This is a genomic window from Mycobacterium sp. smrl_JER01, assembly GCF_048513595.2.
GTDB lineage: Bacteria > Actinomycetota > Actinomycetes > Mycobacteriales > Mycobacteriaceae > Mycobacterium.
In genome coordinates, this window is sequence record NZ_JBLXXK020000001.1 from 4957333 (window position 1) to 4977056 (window position 19724).

20 protein-coding genes are annotated in these 19724 nt (G+C 68.0%); 9 read left to right on the forward strand and 11 right to left on the reverse strand.

Going from position 1 to position 19724, the window contains the following annotated elements; all coding sequences use genetic code 11:
- Window positions 1–57: 57 nt before the first annotated feature.
- Window positions 58–939, reverse strand: a complete 882-nt coding sequence (locus tag ACNUDN_RS23245) for an aminodeoxychorismate lyase (RefSeq protein WP_419124084.1) — start codon at window positions 937–939, stop codon at window positions 58–60.
- A gap of 51 nt (window positions 940–990) precedes the next feature.
- Between ACNUDN_RS23245 and ygfZ the strand changes: the two genes are divergently transcribed.
- Window positions 991–2079 carry a CAF17-like 4Fe-4S cluster assembly/insertion protein YgfZ gene (gene ygfZ, locus ACNUDN_RS23250; protein WP_419124085.1) on the forward strand — a complete coding sequence of 363 codons (1089 nt, stop codon included), beginning with the start codon at window positions 991–993 and terminating at the stop codon, window positions 2077–2079.
- Between the two features lie 145 nt (window positions 2080–2224).
- On the forward strand, window positions 2225–2410 hold the full coding sequence (locus ACNUDN_RS23255; RefSeq protein ID WP_419124086.1) for a DUF3073 domain-containing protein: 186 nt from the start codon (window positions 2225–2227) through the stop codon (window positions 2408–2410).
- 24 nt (window positions 2411–2434) lie between these two features.
- Here the strand turns inward: ACNUDN_RS23255 and purM are convergent, their stop codons facing one another.
- A complete protein-coding gene (gene purM, locus ACNUDN_RS23260) occupies window positions 2435–3508 on the reverse strand; it encodes a phosphoribosylformylglycinamidine cyclo-ligase (protein ID WP_419124087.1) in 1074 nt (357 codons plus the stop codon).
- A gap of 115 nt (window positions 3509–3623) precedes the next feature.
- On the opposite strand from purM, the gene ACNUDN_RS23265 reads away from it, so the two are divergent.
- Window positions 3624–4604, forward strand: a complete 981-nt coding sequence (locus tag ACNUDN_RS23265) for an NAD(P)H-binding protein (protein ID WP_419124088.1) — start codon at window positions 3624–3626, stop codon at window positions 4602–4604.
- A gap of 3 nt (window positions 4605–4607) precedes the next feature.
- Here the strand turns inward: ACNUDN_RS23265 and purF are convergent, their stop codons facing one another.
- Window positions 4608–6140 carry an amidophosphoribosyltransferase gene (gene purF, locus ACNUDN_RS23270; protein WP_419124089.1) on the reverse strand — a complete coding sequence of 511 codons (1533 nt, stop codon included), beginning with the start codon at window positions 6138–6140 and terminating at the stop codon, window positions 4608–4610.
- Between the two features lie 133 nt (window positions 6141–6273).
- Window positions 6274–6666 carry a sterol carrier family protein gene (locus tag ACNUDN_RS23275; RefSeq protein ID WP_419124090.1) on the reverse strand — a complete coding sequence of 131 codons (393 nt, stop codon included), beginning with the start codon at window positions 6664–6666 and terminating at the stop codon, window positions 6274–6276.
- 16 nt (window positions 6667–6682) lie between these two features.
- On the opposite strand from ACNUDN_RS23275, the gene ACNUDN_RS23280 reads away from it, so the two are divergent.
- Together ACNUDN_RS23280 and ACNUDN_RS23285 are read left to right on the forward strand one after the other, a co-directional pair.
- Complete coding sequence (locus ACNUDN_RS23280) at window positions 6683–7888, forward strand: MCE family protein (protein WP_419124091.1); 1206 nt, start codon at window positions 6683–6685, stop codon at window positions 7886–7888.
- A gap of 56 nt (window positions 7889–7944) precedes the next feature.
- Window positions 7945–8376, forward strand: a complete 432-nt coding sequence (locus ACNUDN_RS23285; RefSeq protein WP_419124092.1) for a PPOX class F420-dependent oxidoreductase — start codon at window positions 7945–7947, stop codon at window positions 8374–8376.
- Here ACNUDN_RS23285 and ACNUDN_RS23290 read toward each other — a convergent pair.
- From ACNUDN_RS23290 to ACNUDN_RS23310, 5 genes are all read right to left on the reverse strand, one after another.
- Complete coding sequence (locus ACNUDN_RS23290) at window positions 8270–8941, reverse strand: Rv0804 family intramembrane glutamic endopeptidase (RefSeq protein ID WP_419124093.1); 672 nt, start codon at window positions 8939–8941, stop codon at window positions 8270–8272. The two genes, ACNUDN_RS23285 and ACNUDN_RS23290, sit on opposite strands and share 107 nt — an antisense overlap.
- Window positions 8941–10662: an alpha/beta hydrolase gene (locus tag ACNUDN_RS23295; protein WP_419124094.1), complete on the reverse strand. Its 1722-nt coding sequence runs from the start codon at window positions 10660–10662 to the stop codon at window positions 8941–8943. Before ACNUDN_RS23295 ends, ACNUDN_RS23290 begins: the two co-directional genes overlap by 1 nt.
- A gap of 16 nt (window positions 10663–10678) precedes the next feature.
- The gene (gene purL / locus ACNUDN_RS23300) at window positions 10679–12979 is read right to left on the reverse strand and encodes a phosphoribosylformylglycinamidine synthase subunit PurL (RefSeq protein WP_419125277.1); all 2301 of its coding nucleotides are present in this window, start codon (window positions 12977–12979) and stop codon (window positions 10679–10681) included.
- A 234-nt stretch (window positions 12980–13213) separates the two neighbouring features.
- Window positions 13214–13561, reverse strand: a complete 348-nt coding sequence (locus ACNUDN_RS23305; RefSeq protein ID WP_419124095.1) for a VOC family protein — start codon at window positions 13559–13561, stop codon at window positions 13214–13216.
- A 14-nt stretch (window positions 13562–13575) separates the two neighbouring features.
- Window positions 13576–14838, reverse strand: a complete 1263-nt coding sequence (locus ACNUDN_RS23310) for a M18 family aminopeptidase (RefSeq protein ID WP_419124096.1) — start codon at window positions 14836–14838, stop codon at window positions 13576–13578.
- 50 nt (window positions 14839–14888) lie between these two features.
- On the opposite strand from ACNUDN_RS23310, the gene ACNUDN_RS23315 reads away from it, so the two are divergent.
- The 4 genes from ACNUDN_RS23315 (at window position 14889) to ACNUDN_RS23330 (ending at window position 18691) form a co-directional block, all read left to right on the forward strand.
- The gene (locus ACNUDN_RS23315; RefSeq protein ID WP_419124097.1) at window positions 14889–15914 is read left to right on the forward strand and encodes a Dyp-type peroxidase; all 1026 of its coding nucleotides are present in this window, start codon (window positions 14889–14891) and stop codon (window positions 15912–15914) included.
- The gene (locus ACNUDN_RS23320; protein ID WP_419124098.1) at window positions 15911–16708 is read left to right on the forward strand and encodes a family 1 encapsulin nanocompartment shell protein; all 798 of its coding nucleotides are present in this window, start codon (window positions 15911–15913) and stop codon (window positions 16706–16708) included. Before ACNUDN_RS23315 ends, ACNUDN_RS23320 begins: the two co-directional genes overlap by 4 nt.
- 185 nt (window positions 16709–16893) lie before the next feature.
- The gene (locus ACNUDN_RS23325) at window positions 16894–18075 is read left to right on the forward strand and encodes an FAD-dependent monooxygenase (protein WP_419124099.1); all 1182 of its coding nucleotides are present in this window, start codon (window positions 16894–16896) and stop codon (window positions 18073–18075) included.
- 13 nt (window positions 18076–18088) lie between these two features.
- Entirely contained in the window at window positions 18089–18691 is a 603-nt protein-coding gene (locus ACNUDN_RS23330; RefSeq protein ID WP_419124100.1) for an acyl-CoA-like ligand-binding transcription factor, read from the forward strand.
- A gap of 91 nt (window positions 18692–18782) precedes the next feature.
- On the opposite strand, the gene purQ is transcribed toward ACNUDN_RS23330, so the two are convergent.
- Complete coding sequence (gene purQ, locus ACNUDN_RS23335) at window positions 18783–19457, reverse strand: phosphoribosylformylglycinamidine synthase subunit PurQ (protein ID WP_419124101.1); 675 nt, start codon at window positions 19455–19457, stop codon at window positions 18783–18785.
- On the reverse strand, window positions 19454–19696 hold the full coding sequence (gene purS, locus ACNUDN_RS23340) for a phosphoribosylformylglycinamidine synthase subunit PurS (RefSeq protein ID WP_419124102.1): 243 nt from the start codon (window positions 19694–19696) through the stop codon (window positions 19454–19456). The genes purQ and purS overlap by 4 nt, the downstream gene beginning before the upstream one ends.
- Window positions 19697–19724: the final 28 nt, after the last annotated feature.

A 19724-nucleotide genomic window follows, 5' to 3' on the forward strand; every position in this document is an offset into this window, starting at 1 on the left:
TCCCTGTGTACCCGCGACCGTACCCGCGCTTCGACAGGGCGACAAGCGATTTAGCGCTCAGCGATCGCTGAGAATCGCCACGTCGATCAGAGCGGCAACCTCATCGGCGAGCGGGGCGGCCGCCAGCGGAGCGCCGTCCAGGGTGTGCACCCGCGCGGCCAAGGTGATACTGGACACCAACCAAACACCCTGCGCCGCAAGCAGATCAGCGGTCGTCAGGGTCTGGTAGTCGCAGTCGTAACCCTTGTTGCGCGCCACCTCGAACAGGGCCTGCTGGGTGGTCCCCCGCAGAATCGGATACCACGGCGGCGGGGTGAGCAGACAGGTCGTGCCATCGGCCGTGGAAGTGGCGATGACCACGGTGGAGCGCGGCCCCTCCAGGATGTGTCCGTCGGTGCTGAGGAAGATGACGTCACCGGCGCCGTGCCGCTCGGCGTGACGCAGGGCCGCCATGTTGACCGCGTAGGACAGCGTCTTGGCCCCGGCGAGCAACCAGGGCATCTCGTCGACTCCTGTTGCCGGCAGGCTGCGATGCAGGGTCATTGCCGCGACCCCGGATCGCCGCACCTGGGCCACCCGCCCGGGCACCGGCCCGATGGTGGCGTACGCGGTCGGCGACACGCCGTGCTCTCGCCCGCGGCTGTAGACGAGTCGCAGCACACCTTCTTCCCCGCCCGAGGAAAGCCAGTCGTCGACCGCCACCGTCACCGCCGTCCGCCACTGTGCTGCATCCGGCTCGGGCAGGTCGATCAGCCGCGCGGAGTGGGCCAGCCGATTCAGGTGCGCGTCGAGCAGGCACGCGCGGCCGTCACGCACCAGCAGCGTCTCGAAGATCCCGTCGCCGCGCACCGCCGCCAGGTCGTCGGCGTGCAGCAGCGGAGCCTGCGGATCGTGCAGCTGTCCGTCGAGGGTGACGACGACGCCCGGATGGTCAGCCATGGGGCCTCAGCGTAGCCGCGAGTGCGCGCGCCTTGCTCGTAGAGTTGGGACATGTCCGCTGTACCCGCCCCTGACCCAGGACCCGACGCCGGAGCCATCTGGCACTACGGCGACCCGCTCGGTGAGCAGCGGGCGGCCGCCGAGGGCGCGGTCGTTGTCGACCGATCGCATCGCGCAGTGTTGACGCTGACCGGGGCCGAACGGAACTCGTGGCTGCACACCATCTCCAGCCAGCACGTCAGCCAGCTCGCCGACGGTGTGGTGACCGAGAATCTGAGCCTGGACGGTCAGGGTCGTGTCGAAGATCACTGGCTGCAGACTCATCTCGACGGGCGCACGGTCCTGGACACCGAGCCGTGGCGCGGTGAGCCGCTGCTGGCGTTCCTGCGCAGGATGGTGTTCTGGGCCGACGTCGTGATCGAGCCTGCCGACCTCGGGGTGTTGTCGCTGCTCGGTCCCGCCGTCGGGGATCCTGCCGTCCTCGACGCGCTCGGGGTGCCCGCGCTTCCCGATGAGGGCGCCGCGGTGGCGCGTCCGGACGGTGGTTTCGTCCGGCGGCTGCCGAGCTCCTCGATCGAGGTCGACCTGGTGGTTCCGCGAGCAGATCTGACCGCGTGGCGGGACAGGCTGGCCACGGCCGGGCTGCGACCGGCCGGGGTGTGGGCCTACGAGGCCCACCGTGTCGCCGCGCAGCGCCCACGCCTCGGCGTGGACACCGACGAGCGCACCATTCCGCACGAGGTCGGCTGGATCGGCGGACCCGGCGTCGGTGCTGTGCACCTCGACAAGGGCTGCTACCGAGGCCAGGAGACGGTGGCCCGGGTTCACAACCTGGGCAAACCGCCGCGCATGCTGGTGCTGCTGCACCTCGACGGCGCGGCCGACCGGCCCGTCACCGGCGACCCGCTACTTGCCGCCGGTCGCGCGGTGGGCCGGCTGGGCACCGTCGTGGACCACGTCGACCAGGGGGTGATCGCACTGGCGCTGGTCAAGCGCGGGCTGCCCGCCGACACCGCCCTGACCACCGGAGGCGAGGTCGAGGTGTCAGCGGCGATCGATCCGGACTCGCTGCCCGCGGTCGACGTCGTCGGCGCGGGACGGTTGGCCGTGGAGCGGTTGCGCGGGGGCAGCGCACGCTGATCGCGGGCAGGAAACGGCGCTCCCACAAGGGCCTGCCAGCGCTGCGGCTCGCGGCACGGTAAAGTGACGGCAGGACAATTAACACACTCAGATCGGAGCCGCCTAGCAATTAGGCCGCTCCGTTATTGCGCGAGGGGGTTCCCCCATGGGCCGCGGCCGGGCAAAGGCAAAGCAGACCAAGGTTGCACGTGAGCTGAAGTACAGCTCACCGCAGACCGATTTCGAGCGGCTTCAGCGCGAGCTGTCGAACGCTCCTGACGACGATCGCCGCAATGGCAGCGATGCGGCGTCCGACGACGGCTGGGCCGACGAGGACGACTGGCGGCGCTGAGCCGACCGGCCTCCCACGGGGGCGTCAGAACCTGGGGTGCTGGCCCACGAGCTCTGCTCGTGGCCCCTCCTTGCTGCCCTTCTCGATAGTCCCGAGGGTCCAGCAGTCCAGGTGACGGGCGGTCAGTACGGCCAGCGCGCGATCGGTGTCCTCCGGCGCGACGACGGCCACCATTCCGACCCCCATGTTGAAGGTCTTCTCCATCTCGGCGCGCTCGATGCGGCCGCGCTGGGCGATCATGCCGAAGACAGGTGCCGGCGTCCACGTGCCCCGATCCAGTTCGGCGACCAGACCAGGCGGGACCACCCGTTCCAGGTTGCCGGCCAGTCCGCCACCGGTGACGTGGCAGAAGGTCCGTACCTGTGTCTCCGCGGCCAGCGCGAGGCAGTCCTTGGCGTAGATGCGGGTCGGTTCCAGCAGCTCCTCACCCAGGGTGCGACCGAACTCCTCGACGTGACCGGCGAGGTTCATGTGGTCGATCTCCAACAACACGTGGCGGGCCAGCGAGTAGCCGTTGGAATGCAGCCCCGTCGAGGCCATCGCGATGACTACGTCGCCCGGCCGCACCCGATCGGGACCCAGCACGTCGTCGGCCTCCACCACGCCGATGCCGGTGGCTGAGATGTCGTAATGGTCGGGAGCCATCAGCCCCGGATGTTCGGCGGTCTCACCGCCCAGCAGGGCGCAGCCGGCCAGCACACAACCGTCGGCGATGCCGGACACCAGCTCGGCGACCCGCTCGGGAACGGTGCGACCGACCGCGATGTAGTCCTGCAGGAACAGTGGCTCAGCCCCGCAGACCACCAGGTCGTCGACCACCATGGCGACCAGGTCGATGCCGACGGTGTCGTGCTTGTCCATCGCCTGGGCGACGGCCAGCTTGGTCCCGACCCCGTCGGTCGACGAGGCCAGCAGCGGCTCGCGGTAGTCGCCGCGCAGGGCGAACAGGCCGGCAAAACCACCCAGGCCGCCTCGCACCTCGGGCCTGGTGGCCTTCTTGGCAAGCGGCTTGAAAAGTTCGACGGCGCGGTCACCGGCTTCGATGTCCACGCCTGCCGACGCGTAGGAAATGCCGTGTTGTTCGGCGCGCTCGGTCATCGTGTGCAAGATTACCCGCGTGGACCCCGCTGTTCGCTGCCAGTATCGGTTGACGAGCCGACGGTGGTGAGCGTCGATGGGTTTGCCGGACTCCAGAAGTGGTCATCCCCGCGCCATGCCTGCTGAGCCTGTCCGCTGCCTGGTGACCGGTGCCACCGGCTATATCGGCGGCCGACTGGTCCCTGAGCTACTCGAGCGCGGCCACACCGTGCGGGCAATGGCCCGCACGCCCGCGAAGCTCGATGACGCCGCCTGGCGCGACCGCGTGGAGGTGGTGCGCGGCGATCTGACCGACGAGGACTCGCTGACCGCGGCTTTCGACGGGGTCGACGTCGTCTACTACCTGGTGCACTCCATGGGCACGTCGAAGGATTTCGTGGCCGAGGAGGCCCGGTCGGCGCGCAACGTGGTGGCCGCTGCCCGGAAGGCCGGTGTCCGGCGGTTCGTCTATCTCGGCGGGCTGCACCCCGCGGGCACGCAACTGTCCCGCCACCTGGCCTCCCGGGTCGAGGTCGGCGAGATTCTGCTGGAATCGGGTATCGAGACGATGGTGTTGCAGGCGGGCATCGTCATCGGGTCGGGGTCGGCGTCATTCGAGATGGTCCGCCACCTCACCGATCGGCTGCCGGTGATGACCACACCGAAGTGGGTGCACAACAGGATCCAGCCGATCGCCATCGCAGATGTGCTCTATTACCTCGCCGAGTCCGCCACCGCGGAGCTGCCCGAATCACGCACCTGGGACGTCGGCGGCCCCGACGTGATGGAGTACGGCGACGCGATGCAGGGCTACGCCGACGTCGCCGGGCTGCGCCGCCGGGTGATGGTGGTACTGCCGTTTCTGACCCCGACCATCGCCAGTTGGTGGGTGGGTCTGGTGACGCCGATCCCGTCGGGACTGGCGCGGCCCCTGGTCGAGTCACTGGAGTGCGACGCCGTCGCGCACGAACACGACATCGATACGGTGATCCCGCCGCCGCCCGGCGGGTTGACCGGTTACCGGGATTCGGTGGCCAAGGCGCTGCAGGCGGAAGGCAGCCTGTCGGCGGTCAAGCGCCGGCACCTGCTGCGGTTCAGTTCCACCGAACCGCGCTGATCGTCAGGGCCGCCGCAGCGCGGATGCGTTGTCGTTGTCGGCCTGTAGCGGGATCCCGGTCCGGGCCGCGGTGGCGAGCATGTGCTCGATGACGTTCTTGCCGAGCGCGGTTTCTCCGGGCAGCTCGATCGGATAGTTGCCGTCGAAGCAGGCCGAGCACAGCCGGGAAGCGGGTTGTTCGGTGGCGGCGATCATCCCGTGCTGGGAGATGTAGCCCAACGAGTCCGCGCCGATGGCATGCCGGACCGCGTCGAGCATCTCGGTCTCGTCGGCCTCGGCGTTGGAGGCGTTGGCGATGAGCTCCGCCGGGGTCGCGAAGTCGATGCCGTAGAAGCACGGCCATTTCACCGGCGGCGAGGCGATGCGTACGTGTACCTCCAGCGCGCCGGCCTCGCGCAGCATCCTGATCAGGGCCCGCTGAGTGTTGCCGCGCACGATCGAGTCGTCCACGACGATCAGGCGCTTACCGCGGATGACCTCTTTGAGCGGGTTGAGCTTGAGCCGGATCCCGAGCTGGCGGATGGTCTGGGACGGCTGGATGAAGGTGCGGCCGACGTAGGCGTTCTTCATCAGGCCCTGACCGAACGGGATCCCGGATTCCTGCGCGTAACCGACCGCGGCGGGCGTGCCCGATTCCGGGACACCGATCACCAGATCGGCATCCACGGGCTTCTCCCGCGCCAACCGGCGACCGATGTCGACACGGGTGGCATGGACCGAGCGGCCGGCGATCGTGCTGTCCGGGCGGGCCAGGTAGACGTACTCGAACACGCACCCTTTGGGTGACGGCGGGGCGAACCGGCTGGAGCGCACCCCGTCGGCGTCGATCGCGAGCAGCTCTCCGGGTTCGATGTCGCGGACGAACGAGGCGCCGACGATGTCCAGCGCGGCGGTTTCGGAGGCGACCACCCAGCCGCGGTCCAGGCGGCCCAGCGACAGCGGCCGCACCCCGTAGGGGTCGCGGGCGGCGTACAGGGTGTTCTCGTCCATGAACGTCAGGCAGAAGGCGCCGCGCACGGTCGGCAGCAGCTCCAACGCGGCTTGTTCCAGTGACGAGTCCGCCGCGCCGTGCGCGAGCAACGCCCCCAGGATGTCAGAATCGGTCGTGGCCGTCGCGGCCCCTCGACTGCTCATCAGACCTTCGTCGCGGGCCCGGGCTGCCAGTTCGGTGGTGTTGACCAGATTGCCGTTGTGCCCCAGCGCCACACCGGTGCCTGCCGCGGTGTTGCGGAACACCGGCTGCGCGTTCTCCCAGGTGGTGGAACCCGTGGTGGAGTAGCGGCAATGCCCGACGGCGACGTGCCCCGGCATCGCGGCCAGCGTCTGTTCGTCGAAGACCTGGCTGACCAGCCCGAGATCCTTGAAGACCAGCACCTGTGACCCGTCGGCGACGGCAATGCCCGCGGCTTCCTGTCCCCTGTGCTGCAACGCATACAGGCCGTAATAGGTGAGCTTGGCCACCTCTTCGCCGGGTGCCCAGACCCCGAATACTCCGCACTCTTCTCTGGGCTCGCTCTCGAGCTGCTCGGCGGTCACGATCAGGCTGCTCCCTGGGGGCTGTGGGTGACGTCGCCAGTCTACGGTGAACATTTGCGAAACGCGGAATCAGGCGACGGTGTGCTCCGATTTGTCGCTGGGAACAACCAGGATTCGCTGCCCGTGCATTCCATCAGCCGGGCAACGCGACCAGCGGCAGTGTGCCGGCGATCTCAGCTGCTCGCGCGCCCGACATCGTCAGTGCGCCGCCGGCCGCGGCGTCGGCGACCGAGAGCAACCCGGTGGCCAGCAACAGCCAGGTGCGCGCGTCGGTTTCGACCACGTTGGGAGGATTCCCGCGGGTGTGCCGCGGCCCCTCAATGCACTGGACCGCCACGAACGGCGGCACCCGCACCTCGACGGCAGCGCCGGGAGCCAGCGCAGCCAGTGTCCTGGCCGTGGCGCGGACCGCCTCGCCGAGGTCGGCCCGGCTCGGCTCCGGGCTGGCGGCGTCACGCAGCCAGTCCGCGAGCGCGGCCACAGCGGCTCGGGTCTTTGCCGGATCGGCGGTACGGCGGGCGGCCATGATCTAGGTTCTCAAAGTGTCTGAAGACCGGGACGCACCGCCCTACCGGTTGGCGGGTGCCGTGTTCCTGGTCGTCTGTCTGGCCGCGGGCAGTCTGTTGTTCCTGCAGTTCCGCGGGGCCTTCGTCCCGGCGGCCGAGGTGACGCTGGTCTCGGAGCGGGCCGGGCTGGTGGTGGAGCGCGGGGCCAAGGTCACCTTCAACGGCGTCGAGATCGGGCGGGTGACCGGGATCGCCCACAGCGGTGACGACACTGTCCCCGCAGCTCGGGTGACGCTCGCGGTCGAGCCCGACTACCTGAGCCTGATTCCGCAGAACGTGCTGGCCGAGATCCGCGCCACCACGGTGTTCGGCAACAAGTATGTGTCCTTCAGTTCGCCGGAGGATCCGGTCCCACAACGGCTTTCGCGAGGATCGGTGGTTCAGGCCGGCAGAGTCACCACCGAGTTCAACACGCTGTTCCAGACGGTCATGTCCATCTCTGAACAACTCGACCCGATCAAACTCAATCAGACGCTGAGCGCGACCGCCCAGGCGCTGACCGGCCTCGGCGACCGGCTGGGGCGCTCGCTCACCCACGGCAACCAGATCCTCGACGAGCTGAACCCGCGGATGCCGCTGGTGCGCGACGACCTCCGCAGCGTGACCGCATTGGCCGATGTCTATGCCGACGCGGCGCCGGACCTGTTCGACGGGCTGGACGGTGCCGTGCGAACCGCCGGAACCCTGACCGCCCTTGCCGGCGACGTCGACGCCGTACTGATGGCGTCGATAGGTTTCGCCGAACCGGCCACCGAGGCTTTCGTTCGCGGCGGCCCCTATCTCACCCGCGGCGCAGCCGACCTGGTGCCGACGTCTCGGCTGCTCGACGATTACCGCGGCATGATTTTCTGCACCTTCCGCAATTACCACGATGTAGCTCCTGAGCTGGCCCGGGTGCTCGGCGGTGACAACGGGTTCTCGCTGCGCTCGGCGGGCACCGCGATGGGTGCGGGCAATCCGTACGTCTATCCCGACAACCTGCCGAGGGTGAACGCCCGCGGCGGACCAGGGGGTAGGCCCGGTTGCTGGCAGAAGGTCACCCGGGAACTGTGGCCCAACCCGTACCTGGTGATGGACACCGGGTTCAGCCTGGCGCCGTACAACCACATCGGGATCGGCCAGCCGATGCTGGTGGAGTACGTGTGGGGCAGGCAGATCGGCGAACCGACGATCAATCCCTGACCCTGACCCCCCTCGCCCCTTGACCTCAACGGTCATTGAGGTTTTACCGTGGCGGCATGACGTTCACCACATTCGAGATCGAGTACATGCAGCGGGCGGATCTGGGCAGACTCGCGACTGTTCAGCCGGACGGCACCCCGCAGAACAGCCCGGTAGGTTTCCAATACAACGACAGGCTGGGCACCATCGACATCGGCGGGTATGAGATGTCGAAGAGCCGCAAGTACCGCAACATCGCCCACAACGACCGGGTCGCCTTCGTCGTCGACGATGTGACCTCGCGTGATCCGTGGCGCGTGCGATGCCTCGAGATTCGCGGCACCGCAATCCAAGCCGAGTCCGAAGGAGCCGCCATCATCCGCATCATCCCGCGGCGGGTGATCAGTTTCGGGATCGACGACCAGGAGACCGAGCCGCATCAGTTGATCGCGCACGTTCGGAATGTCGACGCTGAACCGCCAATGCCGCAACCGCTCCCGCTTCATTGACAGCCAGGTGGGTGAGCATCGGCGCGGCCAGGCTGCCCGACCTGTCGTACAGCCAGGCGAACAGCCAACCGGCAGCACCGGTGGCCAGCACCGTGCGCAGGACCGGCTCGCGGGCCGCCCGGGCATCGGGGACGTGCGAAAGTCCAAACACCGTCGCTGCGAATACTCGTCCGGCCTTGATCCCGAAGGCCTTTCGAGCGGTCATGCCCAGCGCGGAGCGGAAAGCCACCTCTTCGGACCACACCGTGCCCAGCGGGATCCGGAGCAACAGCCAGGGCATAGCCGCAGCGGGCAGGGCACGCCCGGCCATCCCGGCACGCACCGGCCCCGAGGCGGTAGACGCGGCCACGGTGAGGGTGATCGGCACCGCGGCGGCGCTCCCCCAGCGCAGCCCGTGCCACAACGCCGGCGGTCGCAGGCCCATCGGAGTACGCGTAATCACAGCGATGGCCGCGCCGAACACGGTATGTGGCAACGGATTCCAGCGCTGAGGGAACCGGGGCGCGACCTGACTCCAGCCGAGCAGCACCGCGGCGAGCGTCGCCGCCCGAAGGCGGGCATTCATCACGGGTCGCCGTCCTCGGATTCAGTCTGTTGCAGTGCGGAGCGAATCCGGTCGGTGTCCGCGCGGGTCCACCCCTGCGGTGCAGCGACACCCGCCCAACCGTCGAGAATGAAGTCGCCGTAGTTGTGACCGTGTCCTGCGGGCACCGAGGCCGCGTTGGTCATGTCGGCCGCGACCTGCCAGAACGTGATGATCGGATACCACCGCATCGACGCGGTGCGGTCGCGTCCCGGCGGCTCGGACAGCCAGTCCGGACGGGTGAACAGCAAGTCTTCCGACCACCAGACGATCGGGTCGGACGCGTGCTGGAGAAACAGCACGCGGGTGCCGTCCCATGGCGGTGCCGCGTCCGCGGCGATCTGGGCCGCATCGTTACCCTGGGAGAATCGCACCGTGCGCCCATTGTCGTAACGCGGTTCGACTTCCGGCGTTCCGGGGTCGCGGCGCACGGTGATGCCGCGCCACAGCGGGCTGGCGTTGGGGGGCCCGACCCACAGCACCGAGGAGAACCCCATCCGCGAGATGTCGGGAAGCCAGTCGAAGGCACCTTGGCCGGCCATCGAGCCCAGGCTCTCGCCGAACAGCACCAACCGTGGGCGCCGCTCGGGTGGGAGCTTGACCCACCGGTCGTGTACGGCGTCGATCATCAACCGGCCCGACTGCATCGACTTCTGTTGATCGCCGATGAACGAAATCCAGCTGGGCAGATACGAGTACTGCGAGGCCACGATCGCGGTGTCGCCGTTGTACATCATCTCCAGCGACCTCGCCGCGATCGGATTGATCCAACCGGTTCCGGTCGTGGGCGCGATGACGAGTACTTCCCGGTCGAAGGCACGGGTGCGTTCGAGTTCACTGAGCAGCACCGCCATTCGCGCTTCGTCGGTATCGGCGGTCTGCAGACCGACGTACACCCGGACCGGTTCCCTGGCCGGCCTGCCGTTGATCCGGGCCAATTCCTCGACGTCCGGGCCGCCGGCCACGAAGCTGCGCCCCTGGTAGCCGAGGGTGTCCCATTGGGCGAAAGACTCTGGACTGCCCGACCTTTGGGGTGCATCGGGCTGCACCACGCCGCTTGCCGTGATGGTGTTCTGGGGTTGGAACACCCGGTTGGCGCCGGCCAGGAAGCCGCGCAGCAGCACGCCGTTGACCAGGGCGACGACCAGTGCCACGGTGACGGCGGTACCGATGAACAGGGCGATCTCGTCCGAGAGTCGCCAGCGCCGGATGAGCAACCGGGCCATGGTCTTGATCACGTCGAGCAACACCCGGGACGCTGCGACGCAGACACCGCCGACCGCGGCGGCCAGCACCAGGGTGCGCAGGTAGCTCGCCGTGCTGGGCCCCTCCATGCCCATCAGCTCCGACACCTGGCGCTGCCACGCTGCCGCCGGAATGACCATCAGCAGGCACGCACCGGCGGAGATGACCACCGTTGCCGCTTTCACCGCCGAGGACAGCCCCCGCCGGGGCGCCCACCAGCCACGGTTCCTGACCCAGAAGCGGCGGAACATCTTCGCGATGAACACGCCGATGCCGTATCCGATCGCGGCATTCAGACCGCCGATCAGTCCCTGGAAGAGCCAATCCCTGGGCAGCAACGACGGTGTCAGGGACAGACAGAAGAACAGCGCCCCGAATGCCACACCGGTGAAGTCGAGGCGCAGCAGGCGCCACGCCCACAGATAGGCGGGGTGGTGGTCGGTGTCGCCCCTGTTCACCTGAGCAACCCGGGCGTCACCCGAACAACCCGGGCAGCACGCCTTCCGACGTGCGCCGCAACTCCTCAAGGGTCACCGTGAACAGGCCCTGGACCTCAATGGCCGGCCCGGCACCGCCGGCGCCGTGGTCCACGACACCGATCCGGGCCGCGGGCAGGCCACGCGCTTCGCACATCGCGGTGAAGCGACTCTCCTCGGTTCGGGGCACCGCCACCAGGACGCGACCCGACGATTCCGAGAACAGCGCCACGAACGGGTCCACATTCTCGGGAAGCACGATGCGGCAACCGGTTTCGCCGGCCAGCGCCGCCTCGACGACGGCCTGGATCAAACCGCCCTCGGACAGGTCATGGGCAGCCGAGACCAGACCGTCGCGCGATGCGGCGGTCAGGACCTCGGCCAGCAGCTGCTCGCGTTCCAGATCGACCCTCGGCGGCACACCGCCGAGGTGACCGGCACTGACCTCGGCCCAGATCGAGCCGTCGAACTCGTCGCGGGTATCGCCGAGCAGGATCAGCGTCTCCCCCGGCTCGGCGCCGAAACCGGTGGGGATGCGGCGGCGGACGTCGTCGATGACACCGAGCACGCCGACCACCGGAGTCGGCAGGATCGGCGTGGTTCCGGTCTGGTTGTAGAAGCTGACGTTGCCGCCGGTGACCGGGATACCAAGCGCGGCAGCACCGTCGGCGAGACCTCGGACAGCTTGGGAGAACTGCCACATGACGCCGGGATCCTCGGGCGAACCGAAATTCAGGCAGTTGGTGACCGCGACCGGGGTCGCGCCGGTGACGGCGACGTTGCGGTACGCCTCGGCGAGCGCAAGCTGGGCACCGGTGTACGGATCGAGCGCGGTGTAGCGGCCGGAGGCGTCGGTGGAGATCGCGATGCCGCGGCCGGTCTGCTCATCGACACGCAGCACGCCACCGTCGGCGTGCTCGGCCAGCACGGTGTTGCCACGCACGTAGCGGTCGTACTGCTCGGTGATGAACGCCCGGCTGCACAGGTGCGGGCTGCCAACCATGGCCAGCAGCGTTGCGCGCAACTCGTCGCCGGTCGCCGGGCGCGGCAGCGATGCCGCGGTGTCGGCGATCAGCGCGTCCTGGCTGTCCGGGCGCTGCACGGGCCGCTCGTAGACGGGGCCTTCATGGGCGACCGTGCGCGGCGGCACGTCGACGACGGTGTCACCGTGCCAGGTGATTTCGAGTCGCCCACTGTCGGTGACCTCACCGATCACGGTCGCCAGCACATCCCATTTGCGGCACACCGCCATGAAGGCGTCGACGTTGTCGGGGGTGACGACCGCGCACATGCGCTCCTGCGACTCACTGGACAGGATCTCCGCGGGGGTCATGTTCGCCGCCCGCAGCGGGACCGTCTCCAGCTCGACCCGCATCCCGCCGTCCCCGGCAGATGCGAGTTCAGATGTCGCACAAGATAATCCGGCTCCGCCAAGATCCTGGATACCAACCACGAGATCGCCGGCGTAGAGCTCGAGGCAGCATTCGATGAGCACCTTCTCGGTGAACGGATCACCGACCTGCACGCTGGGCAGTTTCTTGCGGCCGGCGCCGGCCTCCGACTCATCGCCACCGAAGGTCTCCGAGGCCAGCACCGAGACCCCGCCGATGCCGTCGAGGCCGGTGCGCGCGCCGAACAGGATGATCTTGTTGCCCGCACCCGACGCGAACGCCAGCTTCAGGTCTTCTTTGCGCAACACACCGACACACAACGCGTTGACCAGGGGGTTGCCCGCGTAGCTGGCATCGAAGATGGTCTCGCCGCCGATGTTGGGCAGTCCGAGCGAGTTCCCGTAGCCGCCGACCCCGCGGACCACACCGTCGAGGACGCGGCGGGTGTCGGGCGCGTCCGCGGCACCGAACCGCAGTTGATCCATCACCGCCACCGGGCGTGCACCCATCGCCATGATGTCGCGCACGATGCCGCCGACGCCGGTCGCCGCCCCCTGGTAGGGCTCGATGTAGGACGGGTGGTTGTGCGACTCCACCTTGAAGGTGGCTGCCCACCCGTCGCCGATGTCGACGACGCCGGCGTTCTCGCCGATGCCGGCGAGCATCGCCTCGCGCATCTTCGCGGTGGTGGTCTCGCCGAAGTAGCGCAGGTGCACCTTGGAGGATTTGTAGGAGCAGTGCTCGCTCCACATCACCGAGTACATCGCCAGCTCGGCGTCGGTGGGGCGGCGGCCGAGGATCTCGCGGATCCGCTGGTACTCGTCGTCCTTGAGCCCGAGCTCCCGGTAGGGCTGGGGTTGGTCGGGGGTGGCGGCGGCCTGCTCGACGGTGTCTACCTGTTGGGTCAACCCAGAACTCACCGCGTCAGTCTAGTTGGCGAAGACTGCGGCAACCGTGCCGCAGTCGTGGGCGCGCCCACACCGTGCAGTATCACGCTGCTCAGCACCGAACTGTGACGAGAATCATCCGTCGGCTCGGGGCGGTCGTCAGAGTTCGGCGATCTGCGTCGTTGATCTGCGTCATTGATTGGCGTCGGCCGGTACCGTCCTGGACCGCTCGGGACCGGCGAGGTGCTGCCGTCCTCAGCCTCCGGCCACGCAGAAGGCGTTGCCCTCGGGGTCGGCCAGGACCACCCATTCGAACTCCGGCCCGAAGCTGTTGCGCCCCGTCTCGGCGGCGCCGAGTTCGATCAGCCGGGCCACCTCGGCCTCTTTGTCGGCGGCGTGGAAGTCCAGATGGACCTTGTTCTTGCCGGGGGTGGGATCGGGCACCCGCTGGAATCCCAGCGTCGGCCGTCCCTCCTGGACCACCATCACGAATTCACCTGGCGCGACGGCATTCACGTCACCGCCGGCGGCTTTGGCCCACCACTCGGCCAAGCTGTCCGGCTGCACACAATCGAAGGTGATCATCTCCACATTCAGTGCCATGGCCCGACCTTAGATCAGGCCGGTGACAAAAACGCCTGTAATGCAGCGGCGTACCCGGCGACATCGGCAGCGCCCATCACCTCGCGCGCGGAATGCATCGCCAGCTGGGCGGCACCCACGTCGACGGTCGGTATGCCGGTGTTCGCCGCGGTCATCGGTCCGATGGTGGACCCGCACGGGAGGTCGGCACGGTGCTCATAGCGCTGCAGATTCACCCCGGCCTGTGCGCAGGCCAGCGCGAATGCCGCAGCGGTGCGCCCGTCGGTGGCGTAGCGCAGATTGGGCTGCACCTTGAGCACCGGGCCGGCGTTGACCTCGATCAGGTGGCCCGGCTCGTGACGCTCGGGATAGTTCGGGTGGGTGGCGTGCGCCATATCCCCCGACGCCACCATCGAGTCGGGCAGCCGCCGCAGGAAGTCCTCCCGGCTGCCGCCGGCGGCCAGCGTGATGCGTTCCAGCACGGTCAGCAGCAGCTCGGACTGGGCGCCGTGGTCGGACTGTGAGCCGACCTCCTCGTGGTCGAACAGCACCAGCACGGGCACTGCGCCGGCATCGGGGTCGGCGTCCAAGAACGCTTCCAGGCCCGCGTAGCAGGTCGCCTGGTTGTCCAGGCGTGGCGCGCTGACCAGGTCGTTGTCCACTCCGGCCAGCCGGGACGGGCTCAGATCGTGGGTCATCAGATCGAAGCCGAGCACGTCGGCGCCGTCGGCGCCGGCCGCGCCGGCCACGTGGTCCAGGAAGGACCGGGCGCCGGTGCCGGTGCCCCACACGGCGTTGACGTGGCGCTGGGGGTTCAGTTCGACAGCCTTGCGGTCTTCGGCGAGGTGAATGGCCAGCTGCGGAACCCGCAGGATCGGTTCGTCGATCCGCACCAGCGCATGCCGGATCGCGTTGCCCTCCCGGACGGACAGCCGTCCGCTGATCCCGAGGTCGCGGTCGAGCCACGAGTTGAGCCAGGCACCGCCGTACGGCTGCAGTGCCACCACCTGCCAACCCGAGATGAAGCGGTCCGGATGCTGTTTGACCCGCAGGTTCGGACTGTCGGTGTGGGCGCCCACGATCCGGAACGGCGCGGTCACCGACGCGGGGTGGGATCGCCAGGCGATCAGCGATCCCGCGCGCACCGCGAAATGGGCGCCGCCGGCAGGCCACGGATCGCTTTCGGCGAGTTCGGTGAAGCCGGCGGCGTTCAACCGGTCCGCCGCGGTGCGGCATACGTGGAAGGGCGACGGCGATGCGTCGATGAACTCACAGAGGCCATGGGGGCTAGCTGGCATCTTTCCATCTTGACCGGTCAACCCGTTGATCTTGACGCTAGGGTCCAGATGTGCCGCGTCCACAGCCCGTCTTGACACCGCTGACACCGGCGGCGATCTTTCTGGTGGCCACCATCGACGAGGGTGGCGAGTCGGTCGTCCACGACGCACTGACCGGGTTGAGCGGGTTGGTCCGCGCGGTCGGATTCCGCGTCCCGGACGCCCACCTGACCCTGGTTGCCGGAATCGGCTCGACGGCGTGGGATCGGCTGTTTTCCGGTCCCCGGCCGGCGAAGCTGCATGAGTTCGTCGAGCTCACCGGCGACCGCCATCACGCACCGTCCACCAGCGGCGATCTGCTGCTGCACATCCGCGGCGGGTCACTGGACGTGTGCTTCGAACTCGGCGGCCGCATCCTGGCATCGATGAGCGGGGCGGTGACCGTCGTCGACGAGGTGCACGGCTTCAAGTTCTTCGAGCAGCGCGACCTGCTCGGTTTCGTCGACGGCACCGAGAACCCGGACGGCCCGGATGCGGTCGCCGCCGTCCAGATCGATGACGATCCTGCCTTCGCCGGCGCCAGTTACGTGCACGTGCAGCGCTACTCCCACGATATGGATGCGTGGAATGCGTTGAGCGTCAACGAACAGGAGCTGGTGATCGGCCGCACCAAGCTGGAGGACATCGAGCTCGACGACGATGTCAAACCGGCCGATTCGCACGTCGCGCTCAACACCATCGAGGATGCCGACGGCAATGAGCTCCAGATCGTGCGGGCCAACATGCCGTTCGGCACGCTGGGTGGACAGCGCCGTGGAGAGCGCGGGGAGTCGGGCACCTATTACATCGCCTACTCTGCCGATCCTGCGGTGACAGAACGGATGCTGCGCAACATGTTCCTCGGCGATCCGCCGGGCAACACCGACCGGATCCTGGATTTCTCGACCGCGGAAACCGGCACGCTGTTCTTCGTTCCGACCATCGATTTCCTCGACGATCCACCCGAGATGCCGGGCGTTGGGCGTCAAAACCACACCGTAGCAACTCGCTACCCCGGCTCTCTGGCGATCGGCAGCCTGAAAGGACAATCGCAATGAACAACCTGTACCGGGAGTTGGCCCCCATCACCGACGCCGCGTGGGCGGAGATCGAACAGGAGGCCACCCGGACGTTCAAGCGTCACATCGCCGGACGCCGGGTGGTCGACGTCAGCGAGCCCGGCGGCCCGGTCACTGCGGCCGTGAGCACGGGCCATCTGCTCGACGTCGCCTCCCCCGGCGACGGGGTCGTCGCCCACCTGCGCGACGCACGACCGTTGGTTCGGTTGCGAGTTCCGTTCTCCGTCAGGCGCATCGATGTCGACGATGTCGAACGCGGCTCGCAGGACTCGGACTGGGATCCGGTCAAGGAGGCCGCCAAGAAGTTGGCGTTCGCGGAGGACCGGGCCATCTTCGAGGGTTACGACGCGGCTCGGATCGGCGGTATCCGCAAGGCCAGCTCGTGCCCGAGCCTGGCCCTGCCCGAGGATCCGCGTGAGATCCCCGATGTCATCAGCCAGGCGCTGTCGGAGTTGCGGCTGGCCGGCGTCGACGGTCCCTACAGCGTGCTGCTGTCGGCCGATGTCTACACCAAGGTCAGCGAGACCACCGCACACGGTTATCCGATCCGCGAGCACCTGAATCGGCTCGTCGACGGTGACATCATCTGGGCGCCGGCGATCGACGGCGCTTTCGTGTTATCAACCCGCGGAGGCGATTTCGACCTGCAGCTGGGCACCGATGTGTGCATCGGGTATCTGTCGCACGACGCCGAGACCGTGCAGCTGTACCTGCAGGAGACGATGACGTTCCTGTGCTACACCGCCGAAGCCTCGGTCGCGCTCAGCCCCTGACCCCACATTCGCGGGCACCCCACATTCGCGAGCACCCCACACTCGCGAGCACCCCACACTCGCGAGCGTGCGTGTCTGCGGGCAACCCGCCGCGCGAAGCGGCGAGTTCACGCACCCTCGCTCCGCTGCAAACATGCGCATTACGCAATTTTGCGCGATGCGCATTTTTCTGTCAGCATGGGAACATGCCCCGACCCCACATACTCATCGTCGGTGCCAGCATCGCCGGCCCAGCGACGGCGTTCTGGCTCAATCGCGCCGGCTTCGACGTCACCGTCGTCGAACAGGCCCCCGAACTCCGACAGGGCGGCAACGGGGTAGATATCCGCGGCGAGGCGTTGGCGGTGATCGAGCGCATGGGACTGAGCGCCGGTGTGCGAGCAAGGGCACTGGTCAACCGGGGCCTGCGATTCGTCGACCGCCACGATCGGCAACGCGCCCGTATCGCCACCGACAACCTCGAGAGGATGGTCGGGTCGGAAGACATCGAGATCACGCGAGGCGATCTGGCGCACCTGCTGCATGAGGCAACTGCGTCCGACGTCGACTACATCTTCGGCGATACGGTCACCACACTCACCCCAGAGACCACCGGAGTGGACGTCACCTTCGCCCGGACAGCACCGCGCCGCTTCGACCTGGTGGTCGGTGCAGACGGAATACACTCCCGCGTGCGCCGTCTGGCCTTCGGACCGGAGCAGAACTTCCGGGTTTTCAAGCAGCACTACTACGCCGTGGCCAGCACGGGACTGCACGTCGGCGAACAACACTGGACGACGTTCTACAACGAGCCGGGAAGGTCTGCTGCGGTCGATCGAGGAGCGCCGGGAATGGGCCTGATCAACTTCATTTTCCACGCCGACCGCGCGATCGACTACGACTACCGTGACACCGGACAGCAACGGCGGCTGCTGCGCGAAGCGTTCCGGGACCTGCGCTGGCACGTGCCCGCGCTGCTCGACGCCGCCGACGCCGCACCGGACTTCTACTTCGACTCGTTGGACCAGATCACGATGCCCGCGTGGTCCACCGGTCGCATCGTCCTGGTCGGCGACGCCGCCTACTGCGCGTCACCGGCATCCGGTGCGGGGGCACTACTGGCTCTCACCGGCGCCTACCGTCTTGCCGGGGAACTCGCCAGTGGCAACTCACCGCACCAGGCGTTGGCGCGTTACGAGGCAGCGCAGCGCCCGTTGGTATCCAGCAAGCAAGGTCATTTGTTCACCTATCTCACCGTTCCCCGGACCCGGTTCGGCATCTGCGCACGGAATCTCCTGGTGTCGAGTCCGCTGCCACGACTGCTGTCGCGACTACAGTCGGATGGTTCACAAGCGCTGCAGAACTATGCTTTTCAACGAGTCGAGTGAGGCAGGGTCGGCATTGAGCACAGATGACGGCACACTCGGACTGCGTGAGCGAAAGAAACGCGACACGCGGGCGAGTCTTGGCGCTGCCGCGCTGCGCCTCGCCGTTGAACGCGGTGTCGCCGCGGTCCGCACCGAAGACATCGCCGCCGAAGCGGGCGTGTCGCCGCGTACGTTCAACAACTACTTCCCGAGCAAAGAGGCCGCGATCGTCGGCATGGCAGCAATCCGGGCGGATCTCCTCTGCGCCGCGCTTCGTGCCCGCCCCATCGACGAACCGCTGCATGACGCCCTGCATGCCGCTGCCGTAGCCCTTTTCGCAGACGAACCGGACCGCACCTGGATGGCGCGCACCCGATTGATCAGATCAGAACCCTCGCTGTTGGCCGAGGAACGCAAGTCCGATATCGAGGTGGAGCGCATCGTCGCCGAGGAGATCGGACACCGACTCGGAACCGACCCGGTCGTCGACATCGGGCCACGCCTGGCCGCTGCGACCGTCATCGCGGCGATTCACACCGCGGTGCAGTTCTGGCTGGACGGAACCGGCACCGGAACGCTGCGTGGCGCACTCGACGACGCCATGGCGCATTTTCGGTTGACCACACCGGACCGCTAACCGGGCCCGGAACGGGACATCAGAACGGGGCGCCACGCATTGCCGGCCGACGCAGCTGCGCGCTCGTCATGCAACGCCGGTAAAGCGGCCCTCAGGACACCAAAACCGCGTCGAGAGCGGAGTAGAAGATGCCGAGCCCGTCGTCGGACGGCCCGGTCAGCGCCTCGGTGGCGTGCTCGGGGTGTGGCATCAGGCCCACCACGCGACCGTCGGCCGAGCTGATGCCGGCGATGCCGCGCATCGAACCGTTGAGGTTTTCGCGGTAGCGGAACACCACTCGGCCCTCGCCCTCAAGCTCGTCGAGCACAGCCTGTCCGGCGACATAGCGGCCCTCGCCGGACTTCAGCGGAATCAACAGGTCGGCACCCTGCTCGTAACGGGTGGTCCAGGCTGTGGTGTTCGACGCGACCTCAAGCCAGGTGTCTCGGCAGATGAAGTGCAAACCGGCGTTGCGGGTCAGCGCACCGGGGAGCAGGCCCGCCTCGCAGAGCACCTGGAATCCGTTGCAGATGCCCAACACCGGCATCCCGCGTCCGGCGGCCGCCACCACCTCGCCCATCACCGGTGCGAACTTCGCGATGGCGCCGGCGCGCAGGTAGTCGCCGTAGGAGAATCCGCCGGGGACGACGACGGCGTCGACACCCTTCAGGTCGGCGTCGGCGTGCCAGAGACTGACCGGTTCGGCCCCAGCCAGCCGCACCGCCCGGGCCGCGTCGATGTCGTCGAGCGTGCCCGGGAATGTGATGACACCCACCTTGGCGGTCATGACTGCGTTTCCCGGGTGACCGTCCAGTCCTCGATCACGGTGTTGGCGAGCAGCGATTCGGCGATCTCGGCGAGCTTGTCGTCGCCGATGTCGCCGTCGACTTCCAGTTCGAAACGCTTGCCCTGCCGCACATCCGAGATACCCGCGAACCCGAGCCGGCCCAACGCTCCGACGATCGCCTGCCCCTGCGGATCGAGGATCTCGGTCTTCGGCATGACGTGTACCACCACTTTTGCCACGGCGATCACTCTACCTGCGGCGACACCC

Excerpts from the sequence above, each read along its gene's own strand:
- ACNUDN_RS23265 (WP_419124088.1), top strand. The coding sequence starts at position 3,624 with ATGCCTGCTGAGCCTGTCCGCTGCCTGGTGACCGGTGCCACCGGCTAT.
- purQ (WP_419124101.1), bottom strand. The coding sequence starts at position 19,457 with ATGACCGCCAAGGTGGGTGTCATCACATTCCCGGGCACGCTCGACGAC.
- ACNUDN_RS23320 (WP_419124098.1), top strand. The coding sequence starts at position 15,911 with ATGAACAACCTGTACCGGGAGTTGGCCCCCATCACCGACGCCGCGTGG.
- purM (WP_419124087.1), bottom strand. The coding sequence starts at position 3,508 with ATGACCGAGCGCGCCGAACAACACGGCATTTCCTACGCGTCGGCAGGC.
- ACNUDN_RS23245 (WP_419124084.1), bottom strand. The coding sequence starts at position 939 with ATGGCTGACCATCCGGGCGTCGTCGTCACCCTCGACGGACAGCTGCAC.
- ACNUDN_RS23275 (WP_419124090.1), bottom strand. The coding sequence starts at position 6,666 with ATGGCCGCCCGCCGTACCGCCGATCCGGCAAAGACCCGAGCCGCTGTG.
- ACNUDN_RS23325 (WP_419124099.1), top strand. The coding sequence starts at position 16,894 with ATGCCCCGACCCCACATACTCATCGTCGGTGCCAGCATCGCCGGCCCA.
- ygfZ (WP_419124085.1), top strand. The coding sequence starts at position 991 with ATGTCCGCTGTACCCGCCCCTGACCCAGGACCCGACGCCGGAGCCATC.
- ACNUDN_RS23290 (WP_419124093.1), bottom strand. The coding sequence starts at position 8,941 with ATGAATGCCCGCCTTCGGGCGGCGACGCTCGCCGCGGTGCTGCTCGGC.
- ACNUDN_RS23305 (WP_419124095.1), bottom strand. The coding sequence starts at position 13,561 with ATGGCACTGAATGTGGAGATGATCACCTTCGATTGTGTGCAGCCGGAC.
- ACNUDN_RS23285 (WP_419124092.1), top strand. The coding sequence starts at position 7,945 with ATGACGTTCACCACATTCGAGATCGAGTACATGCAGCGGGCGGATCTG.
- ACNUDN_RS23310 (WP_419124096.1), bottom strand. The coding sequence starts at position 14,838 with ATGCCAGCTAGCCCCCATGGCCTCTGTGAGTTCATCGACGCATCGCCG.
- ACNUDN_RS23255 (WP_419124086.1), top strand. The coding sequence starts at position 2,225 with ATGGGCCGCGGCCGGGCAAAGGCAAAGCAGACCAAGGTTGCACGTGAG.